Origin of the sequence: Pseudomonas sp. 5P_5.1_Bac1, assembly GCF_025466015.1 — a bacterium.
Classification (GTDB): Bacteria; Pseudomonadota; Gammaproteobacteria; order Pseudomonadales; family Pseudomonadaceae; genus Aquipseudomonas.
Window position 1 is genome coordinate 37,337 of sequence record NZ_JANLNX010000097.1, and the last position, 25,340, is coordinate 62,676.

26 protein-coding genes are annotated in these 25,340 nt (G+C 66.0%); 5 read left to right on the forward strand and 21 right to left on the reverse strand.

Annotation, left to right across the window (positions count from 1 at the left end; genetic code table 11):
• Positions 1 to 61 precede the first annotated feature (61 nt).
• The 5 genes from NTD82_RS21135 to NTD82_RS21155 all read right to left on the reverse strand — a co-directional run bounded on the left by NTD82_RS21135 (position 62) and on the right by NTD82_RS21155 (position 3,464).
• Positions 62 to 904: a FecR family protein gene (locus NTD82_RS21135; protein ID WP_262130097.1), complete on the reverse strand. Its 843-nt coding sequence runs from the start codon at positions 902 to 904 to the stop codon at positions 62 to 64.
• A complete protein-coding gene (locus NTD82_RS21140) occupies positions 901 to 1,434 on the reverse strand; it encodes an RNA polymerase sigma factor (RefSeq protein ID WP_095159676.1) in 534 nt (177 codons plus the stop codon). Before NTD82_RS21140 ends, NTD82_RS21135 begins: the two co-directional genes overlap by 4 nt.
• A gap of 85 nt (positions 1,435 to 1,519) precedes the next feature.
• On the reverse strand, positions 1,520 to 2,140 hold the full coding sequence (locus tag NTD82_RS21145; protein ID WP_262130099.1) for a LysE family translocator: 621 nt from the start codon (positions 2,138 to 2,140) through the stop codon (positions 1,520 to 1,522).
• 10 nt (positions 2,141 to 2,150) lie between these two features.
• Positions 2,151 to 2,558 carry a DUF2000 domain-containing protein gene (locus NTD82_RS21150; protein ID WP_262130100.1) on the reverse strand — a complete coding sequence of 136 codons (408 nt, stop codon included), beginning with the start codon at positions 2,556 to 2,558 and terminating at the stop codon, positions 2,151 to 2,153.
• Between the two features lie 51 nt (positions 2,559 to 2,609).
• Positions 2,610 to 3,464 (reverse strand): AraC family transcriptional regulator, encoded by an 855-nt coding sequence (locus NTD82_RS21155; protein ID WP_262130101.1) that lies wholly within the window; start codon positions 3,462 to 3,464, stop codon positions 2,610 to 2,612.
• A gap of 79 nt (positions 3,465 to 3,543) precedes the next feature.
• Between NTD82_RS21155 and NTD82_RS21160 the strand changes: the two genes are divergently transcribed.
• Positions 3,544 to 3,999: a MaoC family dehydratase gene (locus NTD82_RS21160; protein WP_095159712.1), complete on the forward strand. Its 456-nt coding sequence runs from the start codon at positions 3,544 to 3,546 to the stop codon at positions 3,997 to 3,999.
• A gap of 81 nt (positions 4,000 to 4,080) precedes the next feature.
• Here NTD82_RS21160 and NTD82_RS21165 read toward each other — a convergent pair whose 3' ends face one another.
• On the reverse strand, positions 4,081 to 4,527 hold the full coding sequence (locus NTD82_RS21165; RefSeq protein WP_262130102.1) for a multidrug/biocide efflux PACE transporter: 447 nt from the start codon (positions 4,525 to 4,527) through the stop codon (positions 4,081 to 4,083).
• A gap of 88 nt (positions 4,528 to 4,615) precedes the next feature.
• On the opposite strand from NTD82_RS21165, the gene NTD82_RS21170 reads away from it, so the two are divergent.
• Positions 4,616 to 5,536, forward strand: a complete 921-nt coding sequence (locus NTD82_RS21170) for a LysR family transcriptional regulator (RefSeq protein ID WP_262130103.1) — start codon at positions 4,616 to 4,618, stop codon at positions 5,534 to 5,536.
• A gap of 26 nt (positions 5,537 to 5,562) precedes the next feature.
• Here NTD82_RS21170 and NTD82_RS21175 read toward each other — a convergent pair whose 3' ends face one another.
• Positions 5,563 to 5,769 (reverse strand): hypothetical protein, encoded by a 207-nt coding sequence (locus NTD82_RS21175; protein ID WP_262130104.1) that lies wholly within the window; start codon positions 5,767 to 5,769, stop codon positions 5,563 to 5,565.
• A 565-nt stretch (positions 5,770 to 6,334) separates the two neighbouring features.
• Here NTD82_RS21175 and NTD82_RS21180 point away from each other — a divergent pair.
• On the forward strand, positions 6,335 to 7,531 hold the full coding sequence (locus NTD82_RS21180; protein ID WP_262130105.1) for an MFS transporter: 1,197 nt from the start codon (positions 6,335 to 6,337) through the stop codon (positions 7,529 to 7,531).
• Here the strand turns inward: NTD82_RS21180 and NTD82_RS21185 are convergent, their stop codons facing one another.
• Positions 7,532 to 8,314 (reverse strand): SDR family NAD(P)-dependent oxidoreductase, encoded by a 783-nt coding sequence (locus NTD82_RS21185; RefSeq protein WP_095159667.1) that lies wholly within the window; start codon positions 8,312 to 8,314, stop codon positions 7,532 to 7,534. It lies immediately after the preceding gene.
• 311 nt (positions 8,315 to 8,625) lie between these two features.
• On the opposite strand from NTD82_RS21185, the gene NTD82_RS21190 reads away from it, so the two are divergent.
• Entirely contained in the window at positions 8,626 to 9,531 is a 906-nt protein-coding gene (locus NTD82_RS21190) for an NAD-dependent epimerase/dehydratase family protein (RefSeq protein WP_262130106.1), read from the forward strand.
• Between the two features lie 73 nt (positions 9,532 to 9,604).
• On the opposite strand, the gene NTD82_RS21195 is transcribed toward NTD82_RS21190, so the two are convergent.
• The 9 genes from NTD82_RS21195 to NTD82_RS21235 form a co-directional block, all read right to left on the reverse strand.
• Positions 9,605 to 10,777 carry a maltoporin gene (locus tag NTD82_RS21195; RefSeq protein WP_410017075.1) on the reverse strand — a complete coding sequence of 391 codons (1,173 nt, stop codon included), beginning with the start codon at positions 10,775 to 10,777 and terminating at the stop codon, positions 9,605 to 9,607.
• Between the two features lie 324 nt (positions 10,778 to 11,101).
• Positions 11,102 to 12,082 (reverse strand): transketolase family protein, encoded by a 981-nt coding sequence (locus tag NTD82_RS21200; RefSeq protein ID WP_262130109.1) that lies wholly within the window; start codon positions 12,080 to 12,082, stop codon positions 11,102 to 11,104.
• 2 nt (positions 12,083 to 12,084) lie between these two features.
• A complete protein-coding gene (locus NTD82_RS21205; RefSeq protein ID WP_095159663.1) occupies positions 12,085 to 12,963 on the reverse strand; it encodes a transketolase in 879 nt (292 codons plus the stop codon).
• Positions 12,964 to 13,001: 38 nt separating this feature from the next.
• Positions 13,002 to 14,120, reverse strand: coding sequence for an LLM class flavin-dependent oxidoreductase (locus NTD82_RS21210; RefSeq protein WP_095159662.1), 1,119 nt, complete (start codon positions 14,118 to 14,120; stop codon positions 13,002 to 13,004).
• An 80-nt stretch (positions 14,121 to 14,200) separates the two neighbouring features.
• Positions 14,201 to 14,998 carry an SDR family NAD(P)-dependent oxidoreductase gene (locus NTD82_RS21215; RefSeq protein WP_095159661.1) on the reverse strand — a complete coding sequence of 266 codons (798 nt, stop codon included), beginning with the start codon at positions 14,996 to 14,998 and terminating at the stop codon, positions 14,201 to 14,203.
• 11 nt (positions 14,999 to 15,009) lie between these two features.
• The gene (locus NTD82_RS21220) at positions 15,010 to 16,506 is read right to left on the reverse strand and encodes a sugar ABC transporter ATP-binding protein (protein ID WP_095159660.1); all 1,497 of its coding nucleotides are present in this window, start codon (positions 16,504 to 16,506) and stop codon (positions 15,010 to 15,012) included.
• 10 nt (positions 16,507 to 16,516) lie between these two features.
• The gene (locus NTD82_RS21225; RefSeq protein ID WP_095159659.1) at positions 16,517 to 17,452 is read right to left on the reverse strand and encodes a substrate-binding domain-containing protein; all 936 of its coding nucleotides are present in this window, start codon (positions 17,450 to 17,452) and stop codon (positions 16,517 to 16,519) included.
• Positions 17,453 to 17,496: 44 nt separating this feature from the next.
• Entirely contained in the window at positions 17,497 to 18,480 is a 984-nt protein-coding gene (locus NTD82_RS21230; RefSeq protein ID WP_262130110.1) for an ABC transporter permease, read from the reverse strand.
• 46 nt (positions 18,481 to 18,526) lie between these two features.
• The gene (locus NTD82_RS21235) at positions 18,527 to 19,045 is read right to left on the reverse strand and encodes a flavin reductase family protein (RefSeq protein ID WP_095159657.1); all 519 of its coding nucleotides are present in this window, start codon (positions 19,043 to 19,045) and stop codon (positions 18,527 to 18,529) included.
• 210 nt (positions 19,046 to 19,255) lie between these two features.
• Between NTD82_RS21235 and NTD82_RS21240 the strand changes: the two genes are divergently transcribed.
• Positions 19,256 to 20,188: a LysR family transcriptional regulator gene (locus NTD82_RS21240; RefSeq protein WP_262130112.1), complete on the forward strand. Its 933-nt coding sequence runs from the start codon at positions 19,256 to 19,258 to the stop codon at positions 20,186 to 20,188.
• Between the two features lie 2 nt (positions 20,189 to 20,190).
• Here the strand turns inward: NTD82_RS21240 and NTD82_RS21245 are convergent, their stop codons facing one another.
• The 4 genes from NTD82_RS21245 to NTD82_RS21260 all read right to left on the reverse strand — a co-directional run bounded on the left by NTD82_RS21245 (position 20,191) and on the right by NTD82_RS21260 (position 25,335).
• Positions 20,191 to 21,708: a xylulokinase gene (locus NTD82_RS21245; RefSeq protein ID WP_262130113.1), complete on the reverse strand. Its 1,518-nt coding sequence runs from the start codon at positions 21,706 to 21,708 to the stop codon at positions 20,191 to 20,193.
• 37 nt (positions 21,709 to 21,745) lie between these two features.
• Positions 21,746 to 22,651 carry a LysR family transcriptional regulator gene (locus NTD82_RS21250; protein WP_262130114.1) on the reverse strand — a complete coding sequence of 302 codons (906 nt, stop codon included), beginning with the start codon at positions 22,649 to 22,651 and terminating at the stop codon, positions 21,746 to 21,748.
• 171 nt (positions 22,652 to 22,822) lie between these two features.
• Positions 22,823 to 23,797, reverse strand: a complete 975-nt coding sequence (locus NTD82_RS21255; RefSeq protein ID WP_095159654.1) for a Bug family tripartite tricarboxylate transporter substrate binding protein — start codon at positions 23,795 to 23,797, stop codon at positions 22,823 to 22,825.
• A gap of 35 nt (positions 23,798 to 23,832) precedes the next feature.
• Positions 23,833 to 25,335, reverse strand: a complete 1,503-nt coding sequence (locus NTD82_RS21260; protein WP_262130115.1) for a tripartite tricarboxylate transporter permease — start codon at positions 25,333 to 25,335, stop codon at positions 23,833 to 23,835.
• Between the last annotated feature and the right edge of the window lie 5 nt (positions 25,336 to 25,340).

Genomic DNA, 25,340 nt, shown 5'->3' on the forward strand with positions numbered 1-25,340 from the left:
GGAGTGGCGAATGAGCACCGGCACATGTTGAGGTCTGAAATGAAAAATATTCTCTTTTCCGTTAGCGAGCCTTGATCGACACGCTGCCATCGGCCGCGCGGCTGACACTGATCGGCAGGATCGACGGCAGCAGGTCCAACAGCGGTTCCACCGCGTCGCTGTCGAATTCGCCGGAAACCCGCAACTGGCCAAGCCGTGGATCGACCAGGCGAATCGGTGCCTGGCGGTAGCGTTGCAGGTCGGCGATCACCTCGCGCAGCGGCGTGCCATCGAAACGCAGCTTGCCCTGCTGCCAGGCGATGGCCCGGCCCGGGTCGATGGCGCTGAGCGTTCCCGCTTGCGCAGCGCTCGCCAGCCATTGTTGCCCACCGTGTACGCGGCGCGGCGCAGCGCCCTTGGCGGACACTTCCACCTCGCCTTCGATCACCGCGACCGCGACGCCGCGGCTGTCGCTGCGCACGTTGAACACCGTACCGATATCGCGCACCGCAACGCCCTGGCTGCGGACGATGAACGGCTGCGGCCCGTGGGCCACGGTAAAGGTGGCCTCGCCTTCCAGCAGTTCGAACTGGCGGCTGCGCAGGCGGTGCTCGATGCGCAAGTGAGTGGCGCTGTTGAGCCTGATCGCGCTGCCGTCAGCCAGTTGCAGGCTGTCCCGCGTGCCGACCGGGGTGCGGATGTCATCGCGGTACAACGCCGGATCAAGCAGCCACAGGCCGCCGGCCAACAGCAACAGGGACAGGCCGCCGCCCAGCGTTTGCTTGCGTCGGCGCTGACGCGCAGTCTGCGCCTTCGCCTCGGCCAACAGGGCCTCGCGGGACGGCACACGGTTGCGCAGCGCTTGCTCGAAAGGCGCCAGCGGGTCGGCGTCCGGAATCTGTTCGGGGGGGTCGCCGGGCTTCATTTCGTCACCAGCGCCCGGCGTGCCGGTTCCCAGTCACGAACAATGGCTTGCATGGCACGGGCGAAATGCTGGGTGACCATGTTCAGGGAAATGCCCAGCTCGGCGGCGATCTCCCGCTGCGCCATGCCATGGATGCGGTGCAGCAGGAACACCTGCCGCGCCCGTGCCGGCAGCGCGTCGATGATCGCCAGCAGAGCGTGCAGTTGCTGCTCGAAATCCAGGCTGGCGGCGCCGTCCAGGTCGTGGACGTACCAGTCGGGGACGTCCGGGGTGAAGTCGATCCAGGTGTTGCGGGTGCTGTCCGCCCGACGGCGATCGATGGCCTTGTTGAAGGACACCTTGCGCAGAAAGGCGAACGGCAGCTTCACCGGTTGCTGCGGGGGCTTCTCCAGCAATTGCACGCACACCTCATGCACCACCTCGCGGGCGAACTGGGAACCCTGGAAGCGCCGCCGGATGTAAGCCACCAGGTCGTCGTAATGCAGGGCCAGCGCGCCGATCAGTTCGGGATTGGACGAGGATTTGGTCATGGCGGGAGGTGTGCGAATGAAAGTGAGTCGCATTATAAACATGGCGATTTGATTGCCAAGGACTGTTATTGCGACGACGCTGGCCTCACACCCAGAACAACTCCCCCACCAGCACCACCGCCAACACCACCATCACCCCGCCCGACAGCCGCCCCATCATCCGCGCCGCCGCCGGCCGGGTTTTCAGCGCGGCGCTCGCGCCCAACCCGACCATCGAGTACACCACCGCGCAACTGGCGGTGTAGACCAGGCCCAGCGCGGCGATCTGCACCGGCACGCTCCAGCTCGCCTGGGCACTGGTCCAGGGCGGCACGAAGGCGAGGAAAAACAACAAGCCCTTGGGGTTCAATCCGCTCACCAGCGTGCCGCGCAGAAACTGCCCGGTTCTGCTGACACCGTCCGCATCGCTGGCGCCCGCCTGTGGCAACGGCGGGTTCTGCAACAGGCCAATCCCCAGCCAGCCCAGGTACAGGGCGCCGACCACCGTCAGGCCGGTGATGAACGCCGAACTGCTGGCGCCCAGCACGGCAAAGCCAGTGGCCACCGCCAAGGTCAGGGCCAGATAGCCCACCAGCAAACCGAAGACCGCCGCCATCACGCCCCTGCCGCGCACACCGGCGGCAATCGCGTAGGCCCAGTCCGGGCCGGGAATCACCACGAAAATCATCGAAAACGCCCAGAAGGCCCATAACGTCGTACTGCTCATTCGCTCGCCCCTATCCGTGCAGTGAAAGACCCTTGATCGCCTTGTCCACGGCCTTCTTCGGCCCGCGCAGGGCCAGGCCCACGAGATTCAGGTTGGCGGGGTCCTCGGCAAGGAACACTTCGCGGTTGGCGGCGTCATGGCCGGTGGAGAACATCGCGAAGACGTACGGCGACATCGTCAACTGCCGCTCCAGCCCGGCGCGGTGGGTTTTCTGCAGGCCGGCAAGATCGGCCTCGAAGATCATCATCGGTTGGCCGAACAGGTTGCCGTACTGACGGCCGTCGGCATCGACATAGGGCTGGCCCATGACCTCCGGCGCCGCCGCGGCGATGCCGGTGGAGAGGAAGGCGACCACATTCAGGCGCTGCCAGGTGGCGAGGTCATTGCGCACGACAATGACGACTTTCGTATCGAACATCGGAAACTCCAGATCAAAGCTGAGGCGCCATGATCGGAGTGGGAGGCAGGTTCAGTCTGTAAGGTTTGTGCACTGTTTCCGATAAGCCGCCGGGGTCATGCGGAACGCCCGGCGAAACCACACGCCCAGGTGGCTCTGGTCGGCGAAGCCCACTTCGGCCGCCACCTCCACCGGCGCCATGCCCTGCGCCAGCAACGCCCGCGCCGCGCGCAGGCGCAGGCGCACCAGATAGGCGTGGGGCGATTGGCCAAAGGCTTTCTTGAATTGCCGGGTCAGGCGGAAACGGTCGACGCCGGAATAGGTCGCCAGCTCTTCCAGGCTGACGTCCTGGGCCATCTGCGAGTGGAGAAAATCCCGCGCCCGCTGCAGCTCCAGCGGCGAATCGCGGCGCAGCGACGGCGCCTTCAGGTACAGGTGACGGGACAGCCTGGCGAGCAACTGGTCCAGGCCCTGGTCGCGGGCCAGCCGGCCCTCGTTCTGGTGGACGGCGAGAAAGGCCTGCTGGATCGCGCCGATCAACTGCGCATCGTCGGTCAATGTGTGGTGGAACGCCGCCTGCAGCGCCGAGGCATCGCCCAGGCCAAGCCGCTCGGTCATGCCCGACACGTAGGACTGCGGCAGGTAAAGCATGGCGTAGGTGAAGCCTTCCTTCTCCGGCGCATGGCCGTCGTGAACCGCGCCGGGCTCGATCAGCATCGCCCGCCCCGGCGTGCTGACATGCAGCGAACGATTGCAACTGAACTGCTGCACGCCCTGCTGGGTGATGCCCACCAGCATTTCGTCGTGGTCGTGGGGATCGTAGGCGTGACCCTGGAAATGCGCGTGCACACTCTCGATGCCGGTTTCCTGGTCGCGGCGCATGCGAAGCCAGTCGCTGGCGGAGGTAGTGCTTGCATCAACGCTCATAAAGACTCGTCAGGGGTTGAATGTCGGGCCGCGAGTCTGGACGATGAACTTCGACCAGACCCTGTCAGAGGAAAACAAAATGGACGCAGGAAAAATCCAGCCACCAATCTATCTGGATGACCTGGCGGTTGGCGATGTTTTTGTCAGCGACCACTATCCGCTGGACGCCGAAGAGATCATCCGCTTTGCCCGTCAGTACGATCCGCAGCCCTTCCATACCGACCCGGAGGCGGCACGCGACACCTTCTTCCAGGGCCTTGCCGCCAGCGGCTGGCACACCGCGGCGCTGACCATGAAACTGCTGGTCGCCAGCTTCCCGCTGGGCCGCGGCGTGATTGGCGCCGGAGGGGAAATCAGTTGGCCCCAGGCGACCCGGCCGGGGGATGTGCTCAAGGTCACCAGCACCATTCTCGAGATCAATCCATCGCGTTCGAAGCCGGACCGAGGAATGGTGCTGGTGCAATCGATCACCAGCAATCAGCGAGATGAGGTGTTGCAAAAGCTGACGTCAAAGGTGCTGTGCTTCAAAAGCTGATGCCCCACCCACCCACCCACCCACCCCGTAGGAGCGAGCTTGCTCGCGAAAATCGCCAGCACGCACGCTTCCACGGAGCCCTCAGCACTTCACGCCAACATCCACCTGCCGCGCCAGATACCGCTCGCGCAACCTGTCGAACCCGAGGTTGTACAGGTAGGTGTACGGCAGCAGGAACACCAGCAAGCCCACTTCCATCAGGAACGCCTCGACCAGGCCGATGGACAACCACCACGCCGCCATCGGCACCACCGCCAGAATCAGCCCGCCTTCGAAACCGAGGGCGTGAAGCATGCGGATCAGCGGTGTGCGCTGGAAACCGACGCGGTTTTGCAGCCGGTCGAACAGCACGTTGTACAGCATGTTCCACAAGGTCGCGGTCACCGAGATCGCCAGGGTCAACAGACCGGCGCTCATCAGCGGTTTGTCCATCACCAGGGCGATGGTCGGCGCACACAGCAACAAGGCGAAGAATTCGAAGCCGAGCGCGTGGACGATGCGCTCGGTCAGGGTCTTTTTCTGCAGCATTTCTAATCTCCCGACGTTTGAACCTGGCCAGCATATGACCTACATTTATGCACCTCAACCACCAACTTCCTAACGTACGGTTGCATATATGAAACGCCTGGAATGGGACAACCTGCATGTGCTGCTGGCGGTGGTCCGCAGCGGCAACCTGAAACGCGCGGCCCAGCGCCTGCGCTTGAGCACCGCCACGCTGTCGCGGCGCCTCGATGCGCTGGAAGAACAACTCGGCGGACAACTGCTCGAACGCACCTCGACCGGCTGCTTCGCCACCGCCTTTGGCCAGCGCATCGTCGGCTGGGCGGAACAGATGGAGGGCGCGGCCAACGAAGTGCTGCGCGAAGCCGATTCGCCGGAGACCGTGGAAGGCACGGTGCGGGTCAATGCCGATGAATGGCTGTCGTTCCTGGTGACCGCCCTGCTCGCGCCGATCCGCACCCGTTACCCGCTGCTGGGCATGGAAATCCTCACCACGCCGTTCCCGGTCAACCTCACCCGGCGCGAGGCCGACCTGTCGCTGCGCTATGCCCGGCCGGACGCCACCGACCTGATCGCCGAGCCGCTGGGGGAGATCGAATTCGCCCTGTATGCCTCCAGTAGCTACGCCGCGCAGAAGCGCGAAGCACTGGCGGCGCGCGCCTGGGCCGAGCTGGATTTCGTCGGCCTGGATGAATCACGGATGGACCAGACCATGGAAGCCTGGTGGGAACGTCTGGACGGCGCGCCGGCGCCGTGGCTGCGCTGCAATCACACCTTGGGGATCTACGACTGCGTGATTGCCGGTGGCGGCATCGGCATCGTGGAAAAACGCACCGCCCGCCTGACCCCCAGTCTGGAACTGGTGATGGATGTGCCCGAACTGAGCCGCGAAGTCTGGCTGTGCACCCACCGTTCGATGCGCGAAAGTGCGCGGATCAAGTCAGTGCGGGACTTCCTCGTCGAGACCTGGCCGCATCAGGAAGGGGTCGGGCTGTGTGGTAATCCGTTCGCGCCGCCGGCCACTGCGAGCTGAGCAGGTCGTCGATTTGCCGCATGCACTTACGGCGCTCTCGCGGGAGCTGGCGCTGCAACGGTTGTGTCCTCGTTGCGCCCGCCCGCCAACCAGCCACGGGGCCACAGGCCGAAGGCGCGGGGCGGCCTGTATTTGGTGGCGGCGTCGATGTCCTCGAAATCGCGGGTTTTGACCAGGGGCGGATTGCCAAGGTACAAGCGGCCGTAGAGATCCTGCTGCAGTGTCTCGCTCATTCTGAATGCTCCTCTTCCACGGGATGCCTGAAACGAGCCCGCTCGGCTCAGTGCTCTCGCCTCGGCGAAACCGATGACGCAGCGACGCCCCGCCCCACCCGCCACCCAGCAGACGCCTCCGAGTAACAGTCCCAGCAGTCCGTAGAGGCTCCAGCCAAGCGTGAAGCCGACGCTGGAAATCAAGGAGGCGCCCACCCCCACCGAGACCATTCTGGCGAGCGCCAGCAGGACGGGAATGAGCGAAAAGAGGCGTACTTTCCAAGACGTCATAAATAGAGGCTCATTAGGCCGAAGAACGGTAAAAAAGATCTTCCCCGCCGTGATAACGGCCTACCTGTGCCCCGCCATCACCACCCATGACGCCACGGCACAAATGATGTGCCGCCCGCCCGGATACCCCGCCCGCCTCGCGTGCCGCAGAGTAGACGCCACGAACCGCAGCGCCCGAGCGCTGCACCGGGGCCATAACCACAACGTCCAGCCCCTCGCGCCCAACGCCTCCACAAAAACCAGAACCCCGGCGACGGCTTGCTGCACCTCTCGCGATCCAACCCGGAGAACCACTATGCGCACCACCTCGAGCACGGGATTGCACCCCGGCATCCTCACCCTCGCCATCACCGCTTTCGCCATCGGCGTGGCGGAATTCATCATCGTCGGCATCCTGCCGTCGATCTCGGCAGCCTTCGATATTTCCCTGGCCAGCGCCGGCAGCCTGGTGGGGCTCTACGCCCTGGCGCTGGCGATCGGCACGCCATTCATCGTCATCGGCCTTGGCCGCTTCCCCCGCAAGACGGTGCTGTTGAGCCTGATCGCGGTGTTCCTGGCCGGCAACCTGGTGTCGGCCCTGGCGCCCAATTACCCGGTGCTGCTGTTCGGCCGGATCATCACCGCCCTGGCCCACGGCAGCTTCTTCGCCATCGGCGCTACCGTGGCCGCCAGCCTGGCCCGGGAAGGCCAGGCCAGCAAGGCGATCGCGGCGATGTTCGCCGGCCTGACCCTGGCGATGGTGATTGGTGTCCCGCTGGGCAGCTACCTCGGTAACGCCCTGGGCTGGCGCCTGCCGTTCTACGCCGTGGCGCTGCTGGCCTTGCTGGCCCTGCTCGCCACTGCCGCCTGGCTGCCCCGGCAACCGGCCGGCAACGCCGGCAATGCCCTGGGCCAACTGGCCGCGCTGGGCAGTCCGGCGATCTGGGCGATGATGCTGGTCACCGTGCTCGGCTTCGGCGCCAGCTTCTCGGCTTTCACCTTCATCACCCCGATCCTCACCGACATCACCGGCTTCTCGGCCACCGGCGCCAGCGCCCTGTTGCTGGTGTTCGGCGTGGCGACCATGCTCGGCAACCTGCTGGGCGGCCGGATGTCCGACAGCCTCGGCTGGGAACGCAGCCTCCGCCTGTTGTTCGTGGCACTGGCGCTGACCCTGGTGGCGCTGGCCCTGGCGCTGCCGTACAAATCGCTGATGGTGGTGACGGTGTTCATCTGGGGCGTGGTCGCCTTCGGCATGACCCCGGCGTTCCAGACCGGCATGCTTTCCACCGCCCGCCTGCACACACCGGGCGCCGTGGACTTCGCCTCGGGGCTGAACATTTCCGCGTTCAACCTCGGTATCACCCTGGGTGAGCGGGCCGGCAGCCTGCTGGTGGAAAGCGGCCAACTGGCCCTCACGCCCTGGGCCGGGGTCACCGCCGCGCTGCTGGTGCACCTGCCGCTGGCGTGGCTGCTGTGGCGCCGCCGCCAGGTCAGCCTGCAGGCCTGCTGATCAGAGAATGCTGCGAATGGTCCCGCCCTCGACACGCATGGCCATGCCGTTGAGGGCCGGCGACGCGGCCAGGTGCAGCACGCTGCGGGCCACTTCCTCGGGCTCGATCATGCGGCGGATCAGCGAGGTGGGTTCGGTCTGGTCGAAGTAGTCGGCCACCACCTGCTGCGGGCTGATGCCCTTTTCCTCGGCGATTTCCGCGTGATAGTGCTTCACCGCGTCGGTGCTGGTCGGCCCCGGCAGGATGCTGTTGACCCGCACCGCCGTGCCCTTGGTCAGTTCGGCCAAGGCACGGGAGACACCGAGCAGGCAGGATTTCATCGCCCCGTAGTGAACCATCCACGGCTGCGGCTTGACCCCCGACTCGCTGCTGATGAACACGATCGAGCCCTCGCCCGCCGCCAGCATGTCGGCCATCAACAGGCGGCTCATGCGCACCGCAGTCATGACGTTGACGTCGAAATAGCGAAACCACTGGGCATCGTCAGTCTCGAAGAAATCCCGCACCTCGAAGATGCCGACGCAGTTGATCAGGTAGTCCACCCGACCCTGGCGCCGGGCGAAGTCAGCCAGGTCGTCGGCGACACCCGGCTGGGTCAGGTCGCCGGCCATGCCGGCGCAGTTCGGGCCGAGTTCCCGGCAGGCCTGGCCGACCTGATCCTCGGTCAGGCCGCTGATCACCACCCTGGCGCCTTCAGCGAGAAAGCACTGGGCGATCGCCCTGCCGATGCCGGTGGCACCGCCGGTGATCAGGACGTTCTTGCCGGTCAGTTGGTAATCCATGGTGTCGCGCCTCTTGTCGTTGTTATCGGCACGAATCTATTACGGATCGACACACCGGGCGTATTCACTTCCCGCGTAAACAGAATTCGCCAAAAACCGCTACGACTTGACCTCACAACTGTTGTTCCCGGTCAGTGGCTGGTGGGAAAGGTGGCGGATTTCTACCCTAGGCTTCGTACAAAAAGTGCCTGCGCGACGATCATGCTGCGTTGAAAACAGGCTCGCCTGATCGCCGCTCGGCGACTTTTCGTACAAACCCTAGCGTCGCGCTCAACGCGCTTCCTTCCACTCTCAAACAAGAAAGGTCTTCGATGAAAATCTTCATTACCGGCGCCTCCGGCTACATCGGCGGTTCCGTTGCCAAGTACCTGGCCGATGCCGGGCACGAGGTCACCGGCCTGATTCGCGACCCCGCCAAGCGTGATGCCCTGCAGGCACTGGGCATCCGCCCGGTGCTCGGCACCCTGGACGACGCCTTTATCCTCACCCGCGAGGCGCAGGCCGCCGACGCCGTGGTGCACACCGCCGACTCCGACCACCTCGCCAGCGTCGAGACCTTCATCAACGCCCTGCGCGGCAGCGGCAAGGCGTTCATCCACACCTCCGGTTCCAGCGTGGTCGGCGACGATGCCCGTGGCGCCTATGAACGCGAGGCGATCTTCACCGACGAGACGCCATTCGAGCCCATGGACATCCGCCGCGACCGCGTGGCGATCAACCAACAAGTCCGCCGCGCCGGCGTGGAAGACGGCATTCGCGCCGTGGTGTTCTGCCCCACCATGATCTACGGCGACGCCCTCGGCCTGCCGACCGCCAGCGACCAACTGCCGAAACTGCTGGCGAAATCACGCCAGTTCGGCGCGGGTGCGTACCTTGGGGCTGGCGTGCATCGCTGGTCCAACGTGCATATCGAAGACCTCGCCGAGCTGTACCGGTTGGCGGTGGAAAAAGCGCCGTCGGCGTCGTTGTTCTTTGCCGAGAACGGTGAGGCGTCGTTTATCGAGATCGCCACGTCGATCAGCCATGCGCTGGGCTTCGAAGGCCGAATCGAAAGCTGGCCGGCGGATGACGCCATTGCCGAACTGGGCGACTGGGCACGCTTCGCCATTGGCTCCAACAGCCGGGTGCGGGCGGTGAATGCCCGGCAATTGCTGGGCTGGCAGCCGCGGCGGGAGTCGATTCACCAGTGGCTGCGCAGTACCGAGGTGCTTTGGTAGGGTCACCGCGTCCTTGAGATCGAGCGCCGCATGTGCGGCGCTCAATTTCAAGGGCAACGGGGCCACGTCGACCTCACTTCCACCAATACTCCACCTGCACCCCGAAATTCCCGCCATGCAGCGCGCGGCCAAATGCCCCGCTGTCGGACAGCGCCGAGCCCGCCGCGATCTGGCTGGCCGCCCGTTGCGCCGCTTCGTTCCACTGCGCCCAGGTGTAATACAGACGAACCTCCGGCCGCTTCCAGAAGCCCGGGCCCTTGGGTGACCAGGTCGGTGCCACGGTGAATTTGGTCAAGGTGCGGGTGCCGCCCGCGGCGTCGATCTGGTCGCGGCCCAGTTCGGTGATCAGCTTGAACTGCTCGCTCAGGGCATACACCGGACGCACACCCAGCGACAGCCAGTTCTGGTCGTCACCCCGCGGGCGCTTGTCCTGCTGGTAGACCACCTGGAACTGCCCGCCAAAACGCGGCGTCACTTGCCAGTCGAAATACTCCACCACCCGCCAGCTCTGGTTGTCGCGGTCCAGGGTCGGGTCGCCGGTGTAGCCCAGCGCGGTGCCCGGTCCGCGGCCGTATTGCACGGCGAAGGTGTTGAGGCCGCCGAGAAAACCCTTTTGCTTGTGCTGCAGCGCCACCGACCAACCGCTATGGCCGTCGTGGCTGTCGGGGCGTTGCAGGTAGCTCAGGCCCAGTTCGATCTCGCCGCCCGGATTGCTCTGGAAGCCGCCGACATTGACGTCATGCCGGTTGATATAGGGTTCCTGAAACAGGTTGTCCTTGCGCGAGAACACGTAGCTGTATTTCAGGTCGCCGATGGCCACGTCATCGAAGCCGAAGCCGGTGGCGCTCTGGTTCCAGTAGAAGTAGTCGGAGATATGGATGTCGTTGCGTCGGTAGTAGCGGCGCCCGGCCCAGAACGAGCCGCCATTCAGGGCCGGCATGTCGCGCCATTGCGCGTACAACTGGACCATCCGCGAGTAGCCATGCTCGCCACGAAACTGCAGGTCGTGGCCATAGGCGTTGAACAACTGGGCCATGCCTTCGACGCCGAGGGTCGAGCCGTCGCCTGGCTTGATCAGGTCCTGGGCCAGTTGCAGTTCGGCAAGCTGCTCGCATTCGTTGCCCAGGCGGTATTTGGACGGCGCGCCGGGCAATTGGAAGCAGCGTTGCGGGCCACCGCCGTCGGCGCCGCCAATGCCGCTGCGCAGGTAGCCGGTGAACGCCAGGGCGCTGGCCGGCACGGGCATCAGCAGGCTGGCCAGGGTCGTGCCGGCCAGCAGGTTCAGGGAAATACGCTTCATGGTTTTGCTCCGCTCGTTGTTGTCGTTGTTGTGCGGGCGATCGGAAACAGCGGGCGACAGCCATCCCTGGCGAGCGCGCGGGAAACAGGCGCACTCACCCGCCGCCAGAACGCGGCGCGAGTCGTTTGCTGTGGGGTTGTCGCGAGAAGCGTCAGCCGCCGGGGCGGCGGCAATCAGGGTGGGTCAGGTTCATGCTTGCTCTCTGATTATTGTTGTCGGGCAAGAGATCCGGAGGGGGCGGGACAAGCCAGTGGCCTGCCCCGCCGAGGCTCAGTCGATCAGTTCACGGGCCACGCTTTCGATGCCTTCGGCATCCAGGCGGTAATGGCGGTAGAGGTGAGTCGGCGGCGCGATCAGGCTGTACTCGTCGTAGATCCCGTGGCGGCGGACGCGGGTGCCGATGCCGGCTTCGGCGATCACCTCGCAGACCGCGCCCCCCAGGCCGCCGAGGATGTTGTGCTCTTCGACGGTGAGGATCGCCCGGCTTTCCCGCGCCACGCGCAACACCGCCTCGACGTCCAGCGGCTTGACCGTGGTCATGTCCAGCACACCCACCGAGCGGCCCTGGACGTTGAGCGCGCGCGCGGCCTGCAACGCCGGGTGCACGGTGGAACCGGTGGCGATGATGGTCAGTTCCTCGCCCGTCAGCAGCGCGGTGGCCTTGCCGAATTCGAATAGCGGCTCTTGTTCGTAGACCACCGGATCACGCCCGCGCTGGATGCGGAAGTAGATCGGCTGCGGATGATGGGCCGAGGCCTTGATCGCCGCCTTCAACTGGTTGGCATCGGCCGGGGCGACGATGGTGATGTCGGCGATCGCGCGCATGATTGCCAGGTCCTCGGTGGCGTGGTGCGAGGTGCCATAGAAGCCCAGCGAAATGCCGGCGTGATGGCCGATCAGGCGCACCGGCAGCGCCGAATAGGCGACGTCCATGCGGATCTGTTCGCAGCACAGCAGCGGCAGGAACGAAGCGAAGGTCGCGATAAACGGCTTCATGCCCACCGCGGCCATGCCGGCGGCGCAAGACACCATGTTCTGCTCGGAGATGCCGAACTGCACGAAGCGCTCCGGGCAGTGTTCGGCGAATTTCGCCAGGCCGTTGGAGTACTGCAGGTCGGCGGTGCCGGCGACCACCGGCTCGCCCTGCTCGACCAGTTCGAGCAAAGCGTCGGACAGCGCGTCGAGGCCCGGCGTCTGGGTGTTGAGGGCGCGGTACTGCCAGGAGTTCGCGGACAGGGGTGCAGTGTTCATGTTCAGATCACCTTGCTCTTGATTTCATCGATGGCGCGCTGGGCGTCTTCCGGGTCGAGGTAGCCCAGGTGCCAGCCCGGCTCGGTCTCCATATACGAGACGCCCTTGCCCTTGAGCGTCTGGGCGATGATGCACACCGGCCGCTCGCGGTTGCGCTCGGCCTTGATCCGCCGCAGCAGCGGCGTCAGCTCGGCGAGGTTGTGGCCGTCGACGTCGTACACGTCCCAGCCGAAGGCGCGCCATTTGTCCGCCAGCGGCTCGATGCCGATCACGTCGTCGACGCTGCCATCGAGCTGGAAGCCGTTGCGGTCGACGATCGCCACCAGGCTGCCGACCTTGTGGTGGGACGCCGCCATCGCCGCCTCCCACACCTGGCCTTCCTGCATCTCGCCGTCACCGAGCATGACGAAGGTGGTGAAGTCCTGGCCGAGCATGCGCCCGGCCATGGCCATGCCCAGCCCGCCCGACAGGGCGTGGCCGATGGAGCCGGAGGAGAAGTCCACGCCCGGCACTTTGCGCATGTCCGGGTGATCGCCCAGCGGATTGCCCAGGCGGGTGTAGCCGTCGAGGATCTCCCGGGCGAAGAAGCCCCACTCCACCAGCACCGGGAACAGGCCCACGGCGGCGTGGCCCTTGCCCATCATGAAGCGGTCGCGCCCGGCCCATTTCGGCTCGCCATGCCGCAGCGACATCACGTCGTAATACAGCGCGGCAAACAGCTCGGCCGCGGAAAACACCGAGGTGTAGTGGCCGACCTTGGCGATCTCGATGAGGCGTATGGTTTCCAGCCGGATGAACTGCGCCTTGTCGCGAAGCCGCGCCAGTTCGGCGGGCGTCAGGGCGAAGTCAGCGGCGTGCTTTGAATCGACTGTCAGGGTCATTTTCCACCTGTGGATCAGTAGTCTTTCGGGGACAGCATTCAGGCGCCGACGGCCAGCGCAGCGTCGAGCCGGGGCTGCATGAAGCGGCTCAGTTGCGGCATCACATCGCGGGCGGTGAGTTCCATGGAGCGGCGCCACAGGGCCTCGTTGTCCCACTCGTGGAAGGTGGTCATCAGGGTGCCGAACGGGCCGGTCTGCTCGCTGAAGGCGACCAGTTGCTGGACCACGCTGTCGGCATTGCCGTAGATCACCATTTCGCGGATGCAGTGATCGACGGTGACTTCGGCGTCGGTCATGTCCGGGCGGGTCTTGAAGATCTGCATGTAGTTGTTGCTGGCGAGGTTGTCGATCATGTAATCGAAGTAGCGCCGCAGGGTGCAGTTCGGGTCGGCCAGGTAGTCCTCGGCCTGGGCCTGGGAGTCAGCGACGAACACCGAGCGCGCCACCCGCCAGTTGCGCGGGTCGGCCTGGTGCCCGGCGGCCTCGGCGCCCTGGCGGTAGGCCTGCCAGTGCGAGGCGACGGTGGCCGTCGGGTTGAAGTTGGCCGACATCAGGTCCCAGTCGCGGCTGCCGGCCAGCTTGGCGGTGCCGGAGAACGGGCTCATGGCGGTAGTCGCCACCCGCGGGAACGGCTGCTGGAACGGCTTGGGCATGTAGCCGATTTCCAGTTCGTGGTTGACCGTGTTGACCAGCGAGACGTCGAAGAACTCACCGGCGAACTGGTACGGCGCGTCGCTGCCCCAGATGCGCTGGATCATCTCGTAGCACTCGACCATCATCCGCCCGCGGTCCTTGCCGTTGCTGCCGTAGACCTCGAAGTCCGAGGCCAGGCCGCCAGGGCCGATGCCCATGAGGAAACGGCCACGGCTCATGTGGTCGAACATCGCCGCGTCGGCGGCAATCCGCGCCGGGTGGTGGTGCGGCAGGTTGAGCACGCCGGTGCACAGCTTGATGCGCTGGGTCAGCGGGATCAGCGCGGAGAGGAATTGCAGCGCGTTGGTGATCGGCTCGGTGCGCTGGGAGGTGTGCTCGCCAACCCAGACTTCGTCGTAACCGACCTTGTCCGCATGCACGACGCAGGCGATGTCCTGGTCGTACATCTCATGGTAGTCCCAGCCCTTGTGGTGCAAGGGCTGCATGAACATTGCGAGTTTCATCGTGGTTCTCCTTACAAGTGGCTATCAGGCGATAGCGGGCCACGGTGCCCACGCGGGCACCCTGGCGATAGGTCGGGCGATCAACTGCCGTGAAGCAGCCAGCCGCCGTCGACCGTGATGTCGGTGCCGGTGATGTAGGACGCCAGCGGCGAGGCCAGGAACAGCGCCACGTTGGCGATCTCGAACGGCTCGCCGGGGCGGCCCAGCGGGATGTTTTCCAGCACCCGGTTCTGCTGGTGCTGGCGGAACAGCTCAGGTTCGAGGTTGCCCGGCGTCGCGGTCAGCCCCGGCGAAATCGAGTTGACCCGGATGCCGTCGCGGCTGAGGTCCTTGGCCAGGCTGCGGGTCATCGCCAGGATCGCGCCCTTGCTGGTGTCGTAGGTGACGTGGTTGGCCATCGGCCGGTGGCCGCACACCGAGGACAGGTTGACGATGCTGCCGCCACGGCCGTGGCGGAGCATCTGCGCGCGGGCGCACTGGGCGCCGAAGAAGGCCGCGCGGGTGTTGATCGCCTGCATGCGGTCCCAGAAATCCTCGTCCACCGCCGCGACCGGCCTGAGCGGATAGATCCCGGCGTTGTTCACCCAGATATCCAGGCCGCCCTGCCCTCCCGCCTCGGCCGCCAACCGTTCGATCTGCTCGCGGCGCGACACGTCGGTGGCGACGAAACTCACCGCCAGGCCTTCGTCGAGCAATTCGTCGGTGCGCTCGCGGGCCAGGCTGCCAATCACCACGCGGGCGCCGGCCTGGGCCAGCCGGCGGCTGATGTCCAAGCCGATGCCGGAGCTGCCGCCGGTGACCACCGCGACCTTGCCGCGCAAGTCCAACAGGGCCTCGAACGGTGTTTCGTCCAGGTGCCGGTATTCGATGGTTTGCATGGAAAACCTCCTCAGGCCGTGGCCAGTGCCATGATCGATTCCGGCGCCACCTGCTCGCCGTCGAGAATTCCCTGGCAAGCGCCGCGGGCCATGACCATCACCCGGTGCGACAGGCCGATCACTTCGTCCAGGTCGGAGCTGACCACCACCACCGCCGCGCCCGTGGCGGCGAGGTCGGCGATCAACTGGTAGATCGCCGCGCGGGCGCCCATGTCGATGCCGCGGGTGGGCTCGTCGAGGATGATTACCCTCGGCTCGCGGGCGATCCATTTGGCGATCACCACCTTTTGCTGGTTGCCGCCGGAGAGCTTGTCGAGGTGCTTGCCGGGGTCGCCCTTGACCCCGAGGCTGGCGATCCGCTCACTGGCGAAGGCGTCGATGCGCCGCCGCGACAGCAGGCCGCGCGCACCGAGGCGGTCGAGGTTGCAGTAGGCCAGGTTCTCGGCGATCGAATGATCGAGCACCACGCCCTCGCCCTTGCGGTCCTCGGGCACCAGCACCACCCCGGCGGCAATCGAGGCGCGCACGCCGTCCAGGCGCAACGGCTTGCCGTCCACCCGCACCTCGCCGCCGGCCACCGGATCGACCCCGGCAATGGCGCGAATCACTTCGCTGCGGCCGGCGCCGACCATGCCGGCGATACCGAACACCTCGCCCCCGCGCACCGAGAAGGAAATATCGCGGAAGCGCTGGTTCCGGCACGACAGCCCGCGCACCTGCAGCACCTCATGCGACTGCGGCGCGGCAATGGCCGGGAACAGCCGCTCGATGGAACGCCCGACCATCTGCGCCACCAGGGTGTCCACCGCCACATCGGCGCGCTCATGACGGGCCACCAGATGGCCGTCGCGCATCACCAGCACGCGGTCGGCGATGCGCCCGATCTCTTCCATGCGGTGACTGATGTAGATGAACGACACGCCTTCGCGCTTGAGCACCTCGATCTGGCGGAACAGCAGTTCGGTCTCTTCCGAACCCAGCGCGGCGGTGGGCTCGTCGAGAATCAGCAGGCGCGATTCGAGCGTCAGCGCCTTGGCGATTTCCACCAGTTGCTGGGCGGCGATGCGCAGGTCGCGCACCAGGGTGTCCGGCGAAATATCCAGGCCCAGCCGTTCGAGCTGCACCCGCGCCTCGCGGCGCATGCGCTCGCGGTCCAGCACGCCATGGCGGGTCGGCAGGTGGCCGAGGAAGATGTTCTCGGCCACGCTCAGCTCGGGCAGCAACTGGATCTCTTGGTGGATCATGTTCACGCCAAGGGCGATGGCGTCCTTCGGGCAGGTCGGCGCGTAGGCCTGGCCATCGAGCTGCATGCTGCCGCGGGTCGGGCACAGCGAGCCGGCGATGATCGACGACAGGGTCGATTTGCCGGCGCCGTTCTCGCCCAGCAACGCCACCACTTCACCGCGGCCGATCTCCAGGCTGATGCTCTCCAGCACACTGACGGTGTTGAAGGACATGCCCAGTTGCTCGGCGCGAAACAACGGCGCGTCAACGGTTGTCGGGTTCATGGTCAGACTCCTACGGGTGCCGGGCGATAAAGGCATCGACGTTGTCTCGGGTGGTGACGAAGGCCGGCAGCAACTGGCGCTTCTCCACCGTCTGACCGGCTTTCAGCGCCACCGCGGTGCGCAGCGCGGTGCGGCCCATTTCCACGGCCTGCTGGGTGATGGTCATGTCCATCTTGCCGTCGCGAACCGCTTCCAGCGCCGCCGGCAAGCCGTCGTAGCCGAAGATCCACACCTTGTGCTCGACGTTGGCGACCCGCACGGCCTGGGCCGCACCGAGGGCCGGAGCGTCCGAACGACCGACGAAAACGTTGATGCCGGGGTGCTTTTGCAGCATGTCCTGGGCGACCTTGAAACCGTTGTCCTGCAGCCAGTCGGTGGGCTTGCGATCGACCACCTGGATGCTCGGTGTCTTCGCCAGCTCGACGTCGAAACCTTCGGCGCGGGTCAGCTCGGTGGTGTCGCCGAGGGTGCCCTGGAGCAGGCCGACCTGCGCCTGCGGACCGGTCAGGCGCACCACCTGGCGGGCCAGTTCGGCGGCGGCGCCGGTGTTGTCGGTGGAGATGTAGGCATCGCATTCGACGTTCTTCGGGAAGTTGTCGACGCACACCACCGGCACGCCCTGCTGCTTGGCCAGGCGCACCGGCACCGCGGACGCCGCCGAGCCGGTGGCGGTGTACAGCAACACATCGATGCCTTTGCTGAGCATGTCCTGAATCTGACTGACCTGGCGCGCCGGATCGGCTTGCGCGTCGGCCACCAGTACCTGGTCGATGCCCAGGCCCTCGGCCTGCTCCATCACGCCGTCACGCACCATCAGGTAGAACACCCATTGCAGGCTGGGGATCGACATACCGACCTTGAGCGGTTTGCTCTCGGCATGGGCCAGGGCCGGCAAGAGCAGCAACAGGGCAAAAAACGCGCGCACGGGCGCAGAGAAAACGTGCATGGACGCCTCCGGGATTTATTGTGGTTGTGAGGAGCTTGTGGGGGTCAGGCGTTCTTGCGTTTCATCGCATCGAGCATCACCGCGGCGGCGATCACCGCGCCGATGATTACCTGCTGGACGAAGGGTGAAATCCCGGCGAGGTTCAGGCCGTTGCGCAGCACGCCGATGATCAGCACGCCGACCAGGGTCCCGGCCACGCTGCCGACGCCGCCTTTGAGGCTGCCGCCGCCGATCACCACGGCGGCGATCACGTCCAGCTCATAACCGACCCCGGCACCGGCGCCGGCGGTGTCCAGCCGCGAGGTGAGGATCACCCCGCCGAGCGCCGCGGTGATGCCGCAAATCACATAGACGATGGCGGTGTGGGTCTTGACCCGGATGCCGGACAGCTTGGCGACCTTGGCGCTGCCGCCGATGGCGTAGAGGCTGCGTCCGGCCACGGTAAAACGCATGACGAACCAGAACAGCACGGCGAGCACCACGAAACAGGCCACGGTCAGCGAGATGAAGCCGGCGTAGCGGATGATCGACAAGTTGCCGAACCATTCGGGAAAGCCGCTGATCTGGGTGCCGTCGGTGACCATATAGGCGACCCCGCGGGCCATCGACATCATCGCCAGGGTGGCAATGAACGACGGCAATCCGGCTCGCACCACCAGGCCGGCGGTGATGCCGCCACAGGCGGCGCCGGTGAGCAAGGCGGCGCCGATCGCCAGGCCCATCGGCAGGCCGAGCACTCGTTCGGCCCAGCTCATGACCATGATCGACACGGCCAGCACCGCGCCCACCGACAAGTCGATGCCGCCGATCAGGATCACCAGCGTCATGCCCAGCGCCATGATGCCGAGCACGGTCACCTGGTCGAGGATATTCAGGAGGTTGCCGAGGGTCAGGAAAGCGTCGGTGGCAAGGCTGAGCACCAGACACAACAGCAGCAGGCCGAGCAGCGGGCCGGTGATGCCGGACGCCTGCGCGGAAAGCTTGAGGGAGGGCAGCAGCACGCGCGCCCTGGAACTGAAGCCATACATGTGAACACCACTTCTTGTATTTATTGGAGGGGTACGGTTATTGCAATCAGGCTGCCAGTTCGCGGAAACGCCCACCCATATAAACCAGGGGTGATTCCAGCGACTGGGTTATTACGTTCATGACATTGCCGATAAAGATGGTGTGCGAGCCGTAATCCACTTCCTGGACAACTTCGCAGAAGATCGACGCCTGGGCGTCGAGCAAATAACGCAGGCCGTTTTCACCCACCGCCCAATCGCCATCGACGAAGCGCCGGTCACGCAATTCCGGCTTGCTGAAGATGGCGCACAGCGCCTCGTGCTCGCGTTGCAGCATGTTCACGCAAAACAGCCCGGAGCGCTTGATGATGGGCGAAGCGCTGCTGCTGCGGTTGACGCAGACCAGCGCCGACGCCGGGTCCATGGATACCGAGGAGAACGCGGTAGCGGCCAGGCCGTGGGGGCAGCAGTGCTCGTCGATGGTGGTGACCAGGGTCACGGACGCGGCAAAGCGGCCCATGGCGCTGCGAAACAGATCGGCGACTTCCTGAGTGCCGTTGATTGCTTGACTCGATAGTGCGGACATCTTTCAACTCCTCTTAGCGTTGAGCCTGTCGCCATCTTAGGAGCACGCTGAACAAGCAGGTATTCGAGTTTCCCGGAATGACTTTTCAGCCAGACTGAAAGCTGCGCTTATTTATTCAGGCTTCTTCCATACGGTGATTGCCAGGCTTTAACCAGGCATGAAGAATGGCGTCCGCCATACTTGATGAAACAACCACGAGGAGCACACTTCATGGCCGATAGACTCCAGGACCTGCGCTTGTTCCGGCTGGTGGTACAAGCCGGTTCGCTGTCGATGGCCGGGCGCCAGTTGGGCCTGTCGCCGGCCGCGATGAGCGGCCGCCTCAAGGCCATGGAAGAGTTCTATGGTTTGCGTCTGGTCAAGCGCAACACCCGCGGCCTGAGCCCCACCGCCGAGGGCCTTTATCTGTTCGAGGCGGCGCTGAAGATCCTCGAGGACGTCGAGGCGCTGGACAGCGTGATCCGCGGCGGCAACGCCCAGTTGCGCGGCACCATCGGCGTCACCTGCCCCACCGACCTGGGCCGCCAGTGGGTCAGCCAGTTGGTGGACGCCTTCGTCGAGGAACACCCCCACGTCACCGTGCGCCTGTTTTTCACCGACCGCCTGCTGGACTTCGTCGAGTCGGGCTCGGACATCGCCATCCGCTACGGCAACTTGCCCGACAGCACCCTGGTCGCCCGCTCCCTCGGCGGCGACCGGCGCATCGTCTGCTGCTCCCCCGATTACCTGGCCCGTCACGGCGCACCGCAATCCCCCGAAGACCTGGCGGCGCACAACTGCCTGATCCACCTGCAGGCGGACTTCCCCCAGGACAAATGGCGCTTCACCCGCGACGGCGAAACCTTCTCGGTGCAGGTCAAGGGCAATCGCCTGGTCAACGACGGTTTCACCCTGCGCCAGTGGACGCTGCAAGGGCTGGGCATCGCCTGGAAATCCGTCTGGGAAGTGGCCGAGGACATCCAGGAGAACCGCCTGGTGCCGCTGCTGGAAGACTTCAGTTGTCCGGCCGCAGGTTTTCACCTGCTGACCGAAGGCGGCAAGAAACTGCCCCGGCGGGTCAAGGCCTTCGTCGACTTCGCGGTGCGCTATTTCAACGAACTGGACACCCCGGCGCGGCGGCTGCTGACGCCGGTCGGAGCATGACGCTACATTCGCGGTAACTGCGCCAGCTCGGCAAACACCGGCGCCAGCGCCACCAGCATCCGCGCCTGCACCTGCCGGCGCTGTCGGTAAAGGCCGTGTCGCGCCGGGTCCGGCCGGACCCTGCCGCCCGGCGCCCCCGCCGCCCGCAACGCCGCCTCGCGCAGATCGCTGAACGTGCCCGCGCCATACCCCGCCAGCAACGCCGCACCCAGCGCCGCCGCCTCGAACACGCCATGCCGGCGATAGGGCAAACCCAGAACGTCGGCCTTGATCTGGCTGCACGCCTCGCTCGCGGCACCGCCGCCGACCACCAGCACCGCGCCCTCGCCCGAGCACACGCCGGTCGCGAGCATGGCGTCGAGAAAACCGGCGTATTCGTAGGCGGTGGCCTCAATCACCGCCCGCTGCAAATCCGCCAGACTGTGCTGCCAGGACAGCCCGACGAAGGCTCCGCGCCAGTCCGCCGCCAACGGCAAATGGCGCCCGCCCATGTGCGGCGCGAACAACAAGGGCGGCACCGCGCCGTGCTCGCGCAACGCCGCGCTGACTTCATGAGGCGGGCGCACCTGCTCGCGCAGTGACGCCAGCCAGTCGAGATTGAGCCCGCCGCCGCCGACATAAGCGGCGCTGTAGTAAAGGTCCGGCAAGCAGTGGCGCAGGGTCAGCAGGGTCTTGTGCGAGTGGTCGACGGTAAAATCGCGGCGCACCGCGCAGAGCACCGAACCGGTGCCGGCGATGTCCACCAACTGGCCGTCCTCGACCGCGCCGCTGCCCAGCAGGGTCGCCGCGATGTCACCGCAACCGGCATGGACCGGCGTGCCTGCCAGCAGGCCGAGACGCTCGGCGCATGCGCGCGACAATCCGCCGATCCGTTCCCAGGGTTCGACGATTCGCGGCAGATGATCGGCATCGAGGCCAAGCGCCCGCACCAGCGCCAGGTTCCAACCCGCAGTAGGTGTGTCGGCGAAGTTGTTGAAGCCCAGGTGAGTGGTGTCGAAAAATGCCTCGCTGCCGTCCAGCCCGGCCAGTTGCAAGGCGACCAGGGCCGAGGGCGTCGTCAGCTTGCACACCTGGCGATAGCGCGCCGGTTGCTGGTCACGCATCTGCAGCCATTTCGCCCCGTGGCCGGCGATCAACTGGCTGCCGGAGCGCTGGATAATCCCGTGTTCGTGGGGGCGTAGCAGGTCAAGGGTGCTGGCGCAGTCCAGGTCCAGCCAGGAATCGCTGGGCCCCAGCGCCTGGCCCCGGGCATCCACCGCGCACAACCCCGCCATTTGTCCGCACACGGCGATCCCGGCCACCTGCCCCGGCGTGCTGCCCGCCTCGGCGAGCGCCTGGGCAATGGCCGTCAGCGCCGACTCGAACAGTGCGTCGAACCCGATGCCCGGCCCGGCCCGCAGCCCCGGCGGAACACCGCCCACCCGCGCCGCGCCGCGCAAATTGCCCTGGGCATCGAGCGCCACCGCGCGGGTGCTGGACGTACCGAGATCGACGCCGATGGAAATGGCCTGACTGCTCACGAACCGCACCTCGACGCCAAGGATGGGAGCACGGCGCTTATTCGACGTGAACGTGCTCGACAAGAAAATCCAGCACCGCGCGCACCCGCAGCGGTACATGGCCATCCTGGCCGACGAACACCGCGTGGATCTCTTCCAGGTCCCCGGGGTTGAACGCTTCCATCACCGGCACCAGCCGCCCGGCGGCGATGTCCTCGCGCACCCGGAACAACGCCAGCCGCGCCAGCCCGCTGCCATTCAGCGCCAACAGGCGCAGCGCCTCGCCATCGCTGGCCTGGACACTGCCGTGGGTAACGATCTTCACCACCTCGCCGCCGTCCAGCAACGGCCAGCCGTTATAGGCCCGCCGGTAATTGGCCGTCAGCAGGTTGTGACGCTGCAGCGCGGTCGGGCTGTCCGGCATGCCATGGCGTTGCAGATAGTCCGGCGAGCCGACGATCACCATGGGCGTCTGCCCCAGCTTGCGCGCCACCAGGCTGGAATCCTTCATCGGCCCCGCGCGCACGGCGATATCGGTGCGCTGACCGAGCACATCGACCACTTCATCGGTGAGCACCAGATCCAGCATCACCTGCGGCAGCCGCTCGGTCATCAACGGCACCAGCGGCAGCAAAAAATGCCAGGCGAACGCCAGGTTGGCGTTGATCCGTACCCGGCCACGGGGCGCGTCCTGCGACGCGACGTTGCGCTCCAGCTCATCCAGATCGGCGAGCAGGCACACGCCGCGCTCGTAATAGGCGCGGCCTTCCTGAGTCAGGCTCAATTGCCGGGTGGAACGGTTGAACAGCCGCGAACCCAGACGGGTTTCCAGGCGCGCGACCAGCTTGCTCACGGCGGAAGGCGTCATACGCAGATCCCGCGCCGCCGCCGAGAAACTGCCCGTCTCCACCACCCGAACCAACACCTCCAGCTCGCCAGAGCGATTGATATCCAGGCGCGCCATGCGTGCTTCACCCTGTCGCAAAAGGGCAAGCGTAGCCGGGCGATGGGGGTGCGGGCAGAGGGGGCTTACTGAAAAGTGTTTTCAGAAAAGCTGAAATCTGCCTCGCAGGGCCTGAACAGTAGGAGCGAGCTTGCTCGCGATATCAGGCACCTCGCCGCCCCCTGTTGAACCTCACTCCAACGTGATTTTCCCCGCCTCGATCACCTCACCCCAACGGGTGTTGTCCTGCGCAATCAGTTCGGCAAAGCCTTCAGGCGAGCTGTGTTCGACGCTGATGCCGTTCTGGCCGAAGCGCTCCGCGGTCTGCGGCGCTTTGGCGATGACCTCGATGGCGCCGCTCAATTTCTGCACCAGTTCCGGCGCCGCGCCCTTGGGCAGGACGATGCCGAACCAGCCGGAAGCGACGAATCCTGGCAACCCGGCTTCGGTGGCGCTGGGCACATTCGGCAGCAACGGCGAGCGCTCGGCGCTGCTCAGGACCAGGCCCTTGAGCTTGCCGGCCTGGATCTGCGGCGCGAGCACGGTCAGGGTGTCCACAGCGACGTCGATTTCGCCGCCGAGCAAGCCGGTCACCGCCGGCGCGCTGCCTTTGTACGGCACGTGCAGCAGGTCGGCGCCGGACAGGTGCTTGAGCAGTTCGCCGGACAAATGGCACAGCGTGCCGTTACCGCACGACGAGTAGCTCAGCGCGCCCGGATGGGCCTTGGCCTCGGCGATCAGGCCCGCCAGCGAGTCGATCTTGCTGCTGGCCTGGACCGCGACCACGTTGGGCACCGAGGCGACGACGGCGACCGGCACGAAGTCTTTCTTCCAGTCGTAGCGCAGGTCTTTTTGCAGGTTGGGCAGGATCGCCAGTTGCCCGGCGGTGGCCAGCGACAGGGTGTAGCCGTCCGGCTTGGCCTTGGCCACGGCCTCGGCGGCGATGGCGGTGCCGGCGCCCGGTTTGTTGTCCACCACCACCGGCTGGCCGAGGGAGGCCGACAGTTGCTCGGCATAGTAGCGGCCGACAGTGTCCGCCGCGCCACCCGGCGGGAACGGCACGATCAGGGTCACGGCGCGGCTCGGGTAGTTGTCGGCCTGGGCCAGGCCGGTGATGCCCAGGGCCAGGGCGGCCAGGGCGAATTTCAGGGGTTTGGCGAGTTTCATGGGCGGTTCCTGGAACAGAGGGATCGGAGAAGGATTCAGTCTTCGCTGAAGGCCACCTGGCGGGTGGCGCGAACCCGTGGCGAGAGCATCAGCACCACCACCAGGACGCAGATGATCAACAGGGTCAGGCTCAGCGGACGGGTGACGAACACCGTCGGGTCGCCCCGCGAGAGCAGCATTGCCCGGCGCAGGTTTTCTTCCATCAGCGGGCCGAGCAGGTAGCCCAGCAGCAGCGGCGCCGGCTCGCAGCGCAGCTTGATGAACAAGTAGCCGAGCAGGCCGAAAGCAACGGTGAGCAGCACGTCGAACAGGCTGTTGTTGACGCTGTACACGCCGATGCAGCAGAACAGCAGGATCGACGGGTACAGCAGGCGGTACGGCACCGCCAGCAGGCGCACCCAGATGCCTACCAGTGGCAGGTTGAGCACCAGCAGCAACAGGTTGCCGATCCACATGCTGACGATCAGGCCCCAGAACAGCTCGGGCCGGTCGTCGATCACCTGCGGGCCGGGGACGATGCCGTGAATCATCATGGCCCCGGCCATCAGCGCCATGACCGCGTTGGACGGCAGGCCCAGCACCAGCATCGGAATGAACGAGGTCTGCGCGCCGGCGTTGTTCGCCGACTCGGGGCCGGCAACGCCTTCGATGGCGCCCTGGCCGAAGCGCTCGGGCTGTTTCGCCAGGCGCTTTTCCACCATGTACGAGGCGAACGAGCCGAGCATCGCCCCGCCGCCGGGCAGCACGCCCAGCAGCGCGCCGAGGCCGGTGCCGCGCAGGATCGGTTTCCAGCTCCGGCGGTAGTCGTCTTTCGACGGCAACAGACTGCCGACCCGCGCCACCCGCGGCACGCCGCCGTGATCGCGTTCGAGGTTGGCGATGATTTCGGCGATGCCGAAGATGCCCATGGAAATCACCACGAAACTGATGCCGTCGCTCAACGCCGGAATGCCGAAGGTGAAGCGCTCGACGCCGGAATTGACGTCGGTGCCCACCAGCCCGAGCAACAGCCCGAGCAGGGTCATGGCCACGGCCTTGAGCACATCGCCCTGGGCCAGCACGATCGCCGCCACCAGGCCGAGCAGCATCAGCGAGAAATATTCCGCGGGGCCGAATTTCAGCGCGACTTCCGCCAGCGGCGTGGCTGCGGCGGCCAGCAGCAGGATCGCCAGGCTGCCGGCGATGAACGAGCCGATGGCGGCGATCGCCAGCGCCGCTCCCGCCCTGCCCTTGCGGGCCATGGCGTGGCCGTCGAGGCAGGTGACCACCGAGGACGACTCACCCGGCAGGTTGACCAGGATCGCCGTGGTCGAGCCGCCGTACTGCGCGCCGTAATAGATACCCGAGAGCATGATCAGCGCGGCGGCCGGGGTCAGGCCGTAGGTGATCGGCAAGAGCATGGCGATGGTCGCCACCGGCCCCAGGCCCGGCAGTACGCCGACCAGGGTGCCGAGGGTGACGCCGAGCAGGCAGTACAGCAGGTTGTTCAGGGTGAAGGCGGCTTCGAGGCCGATGCCCAGGTGGTCGAGCAATTCCATGATCC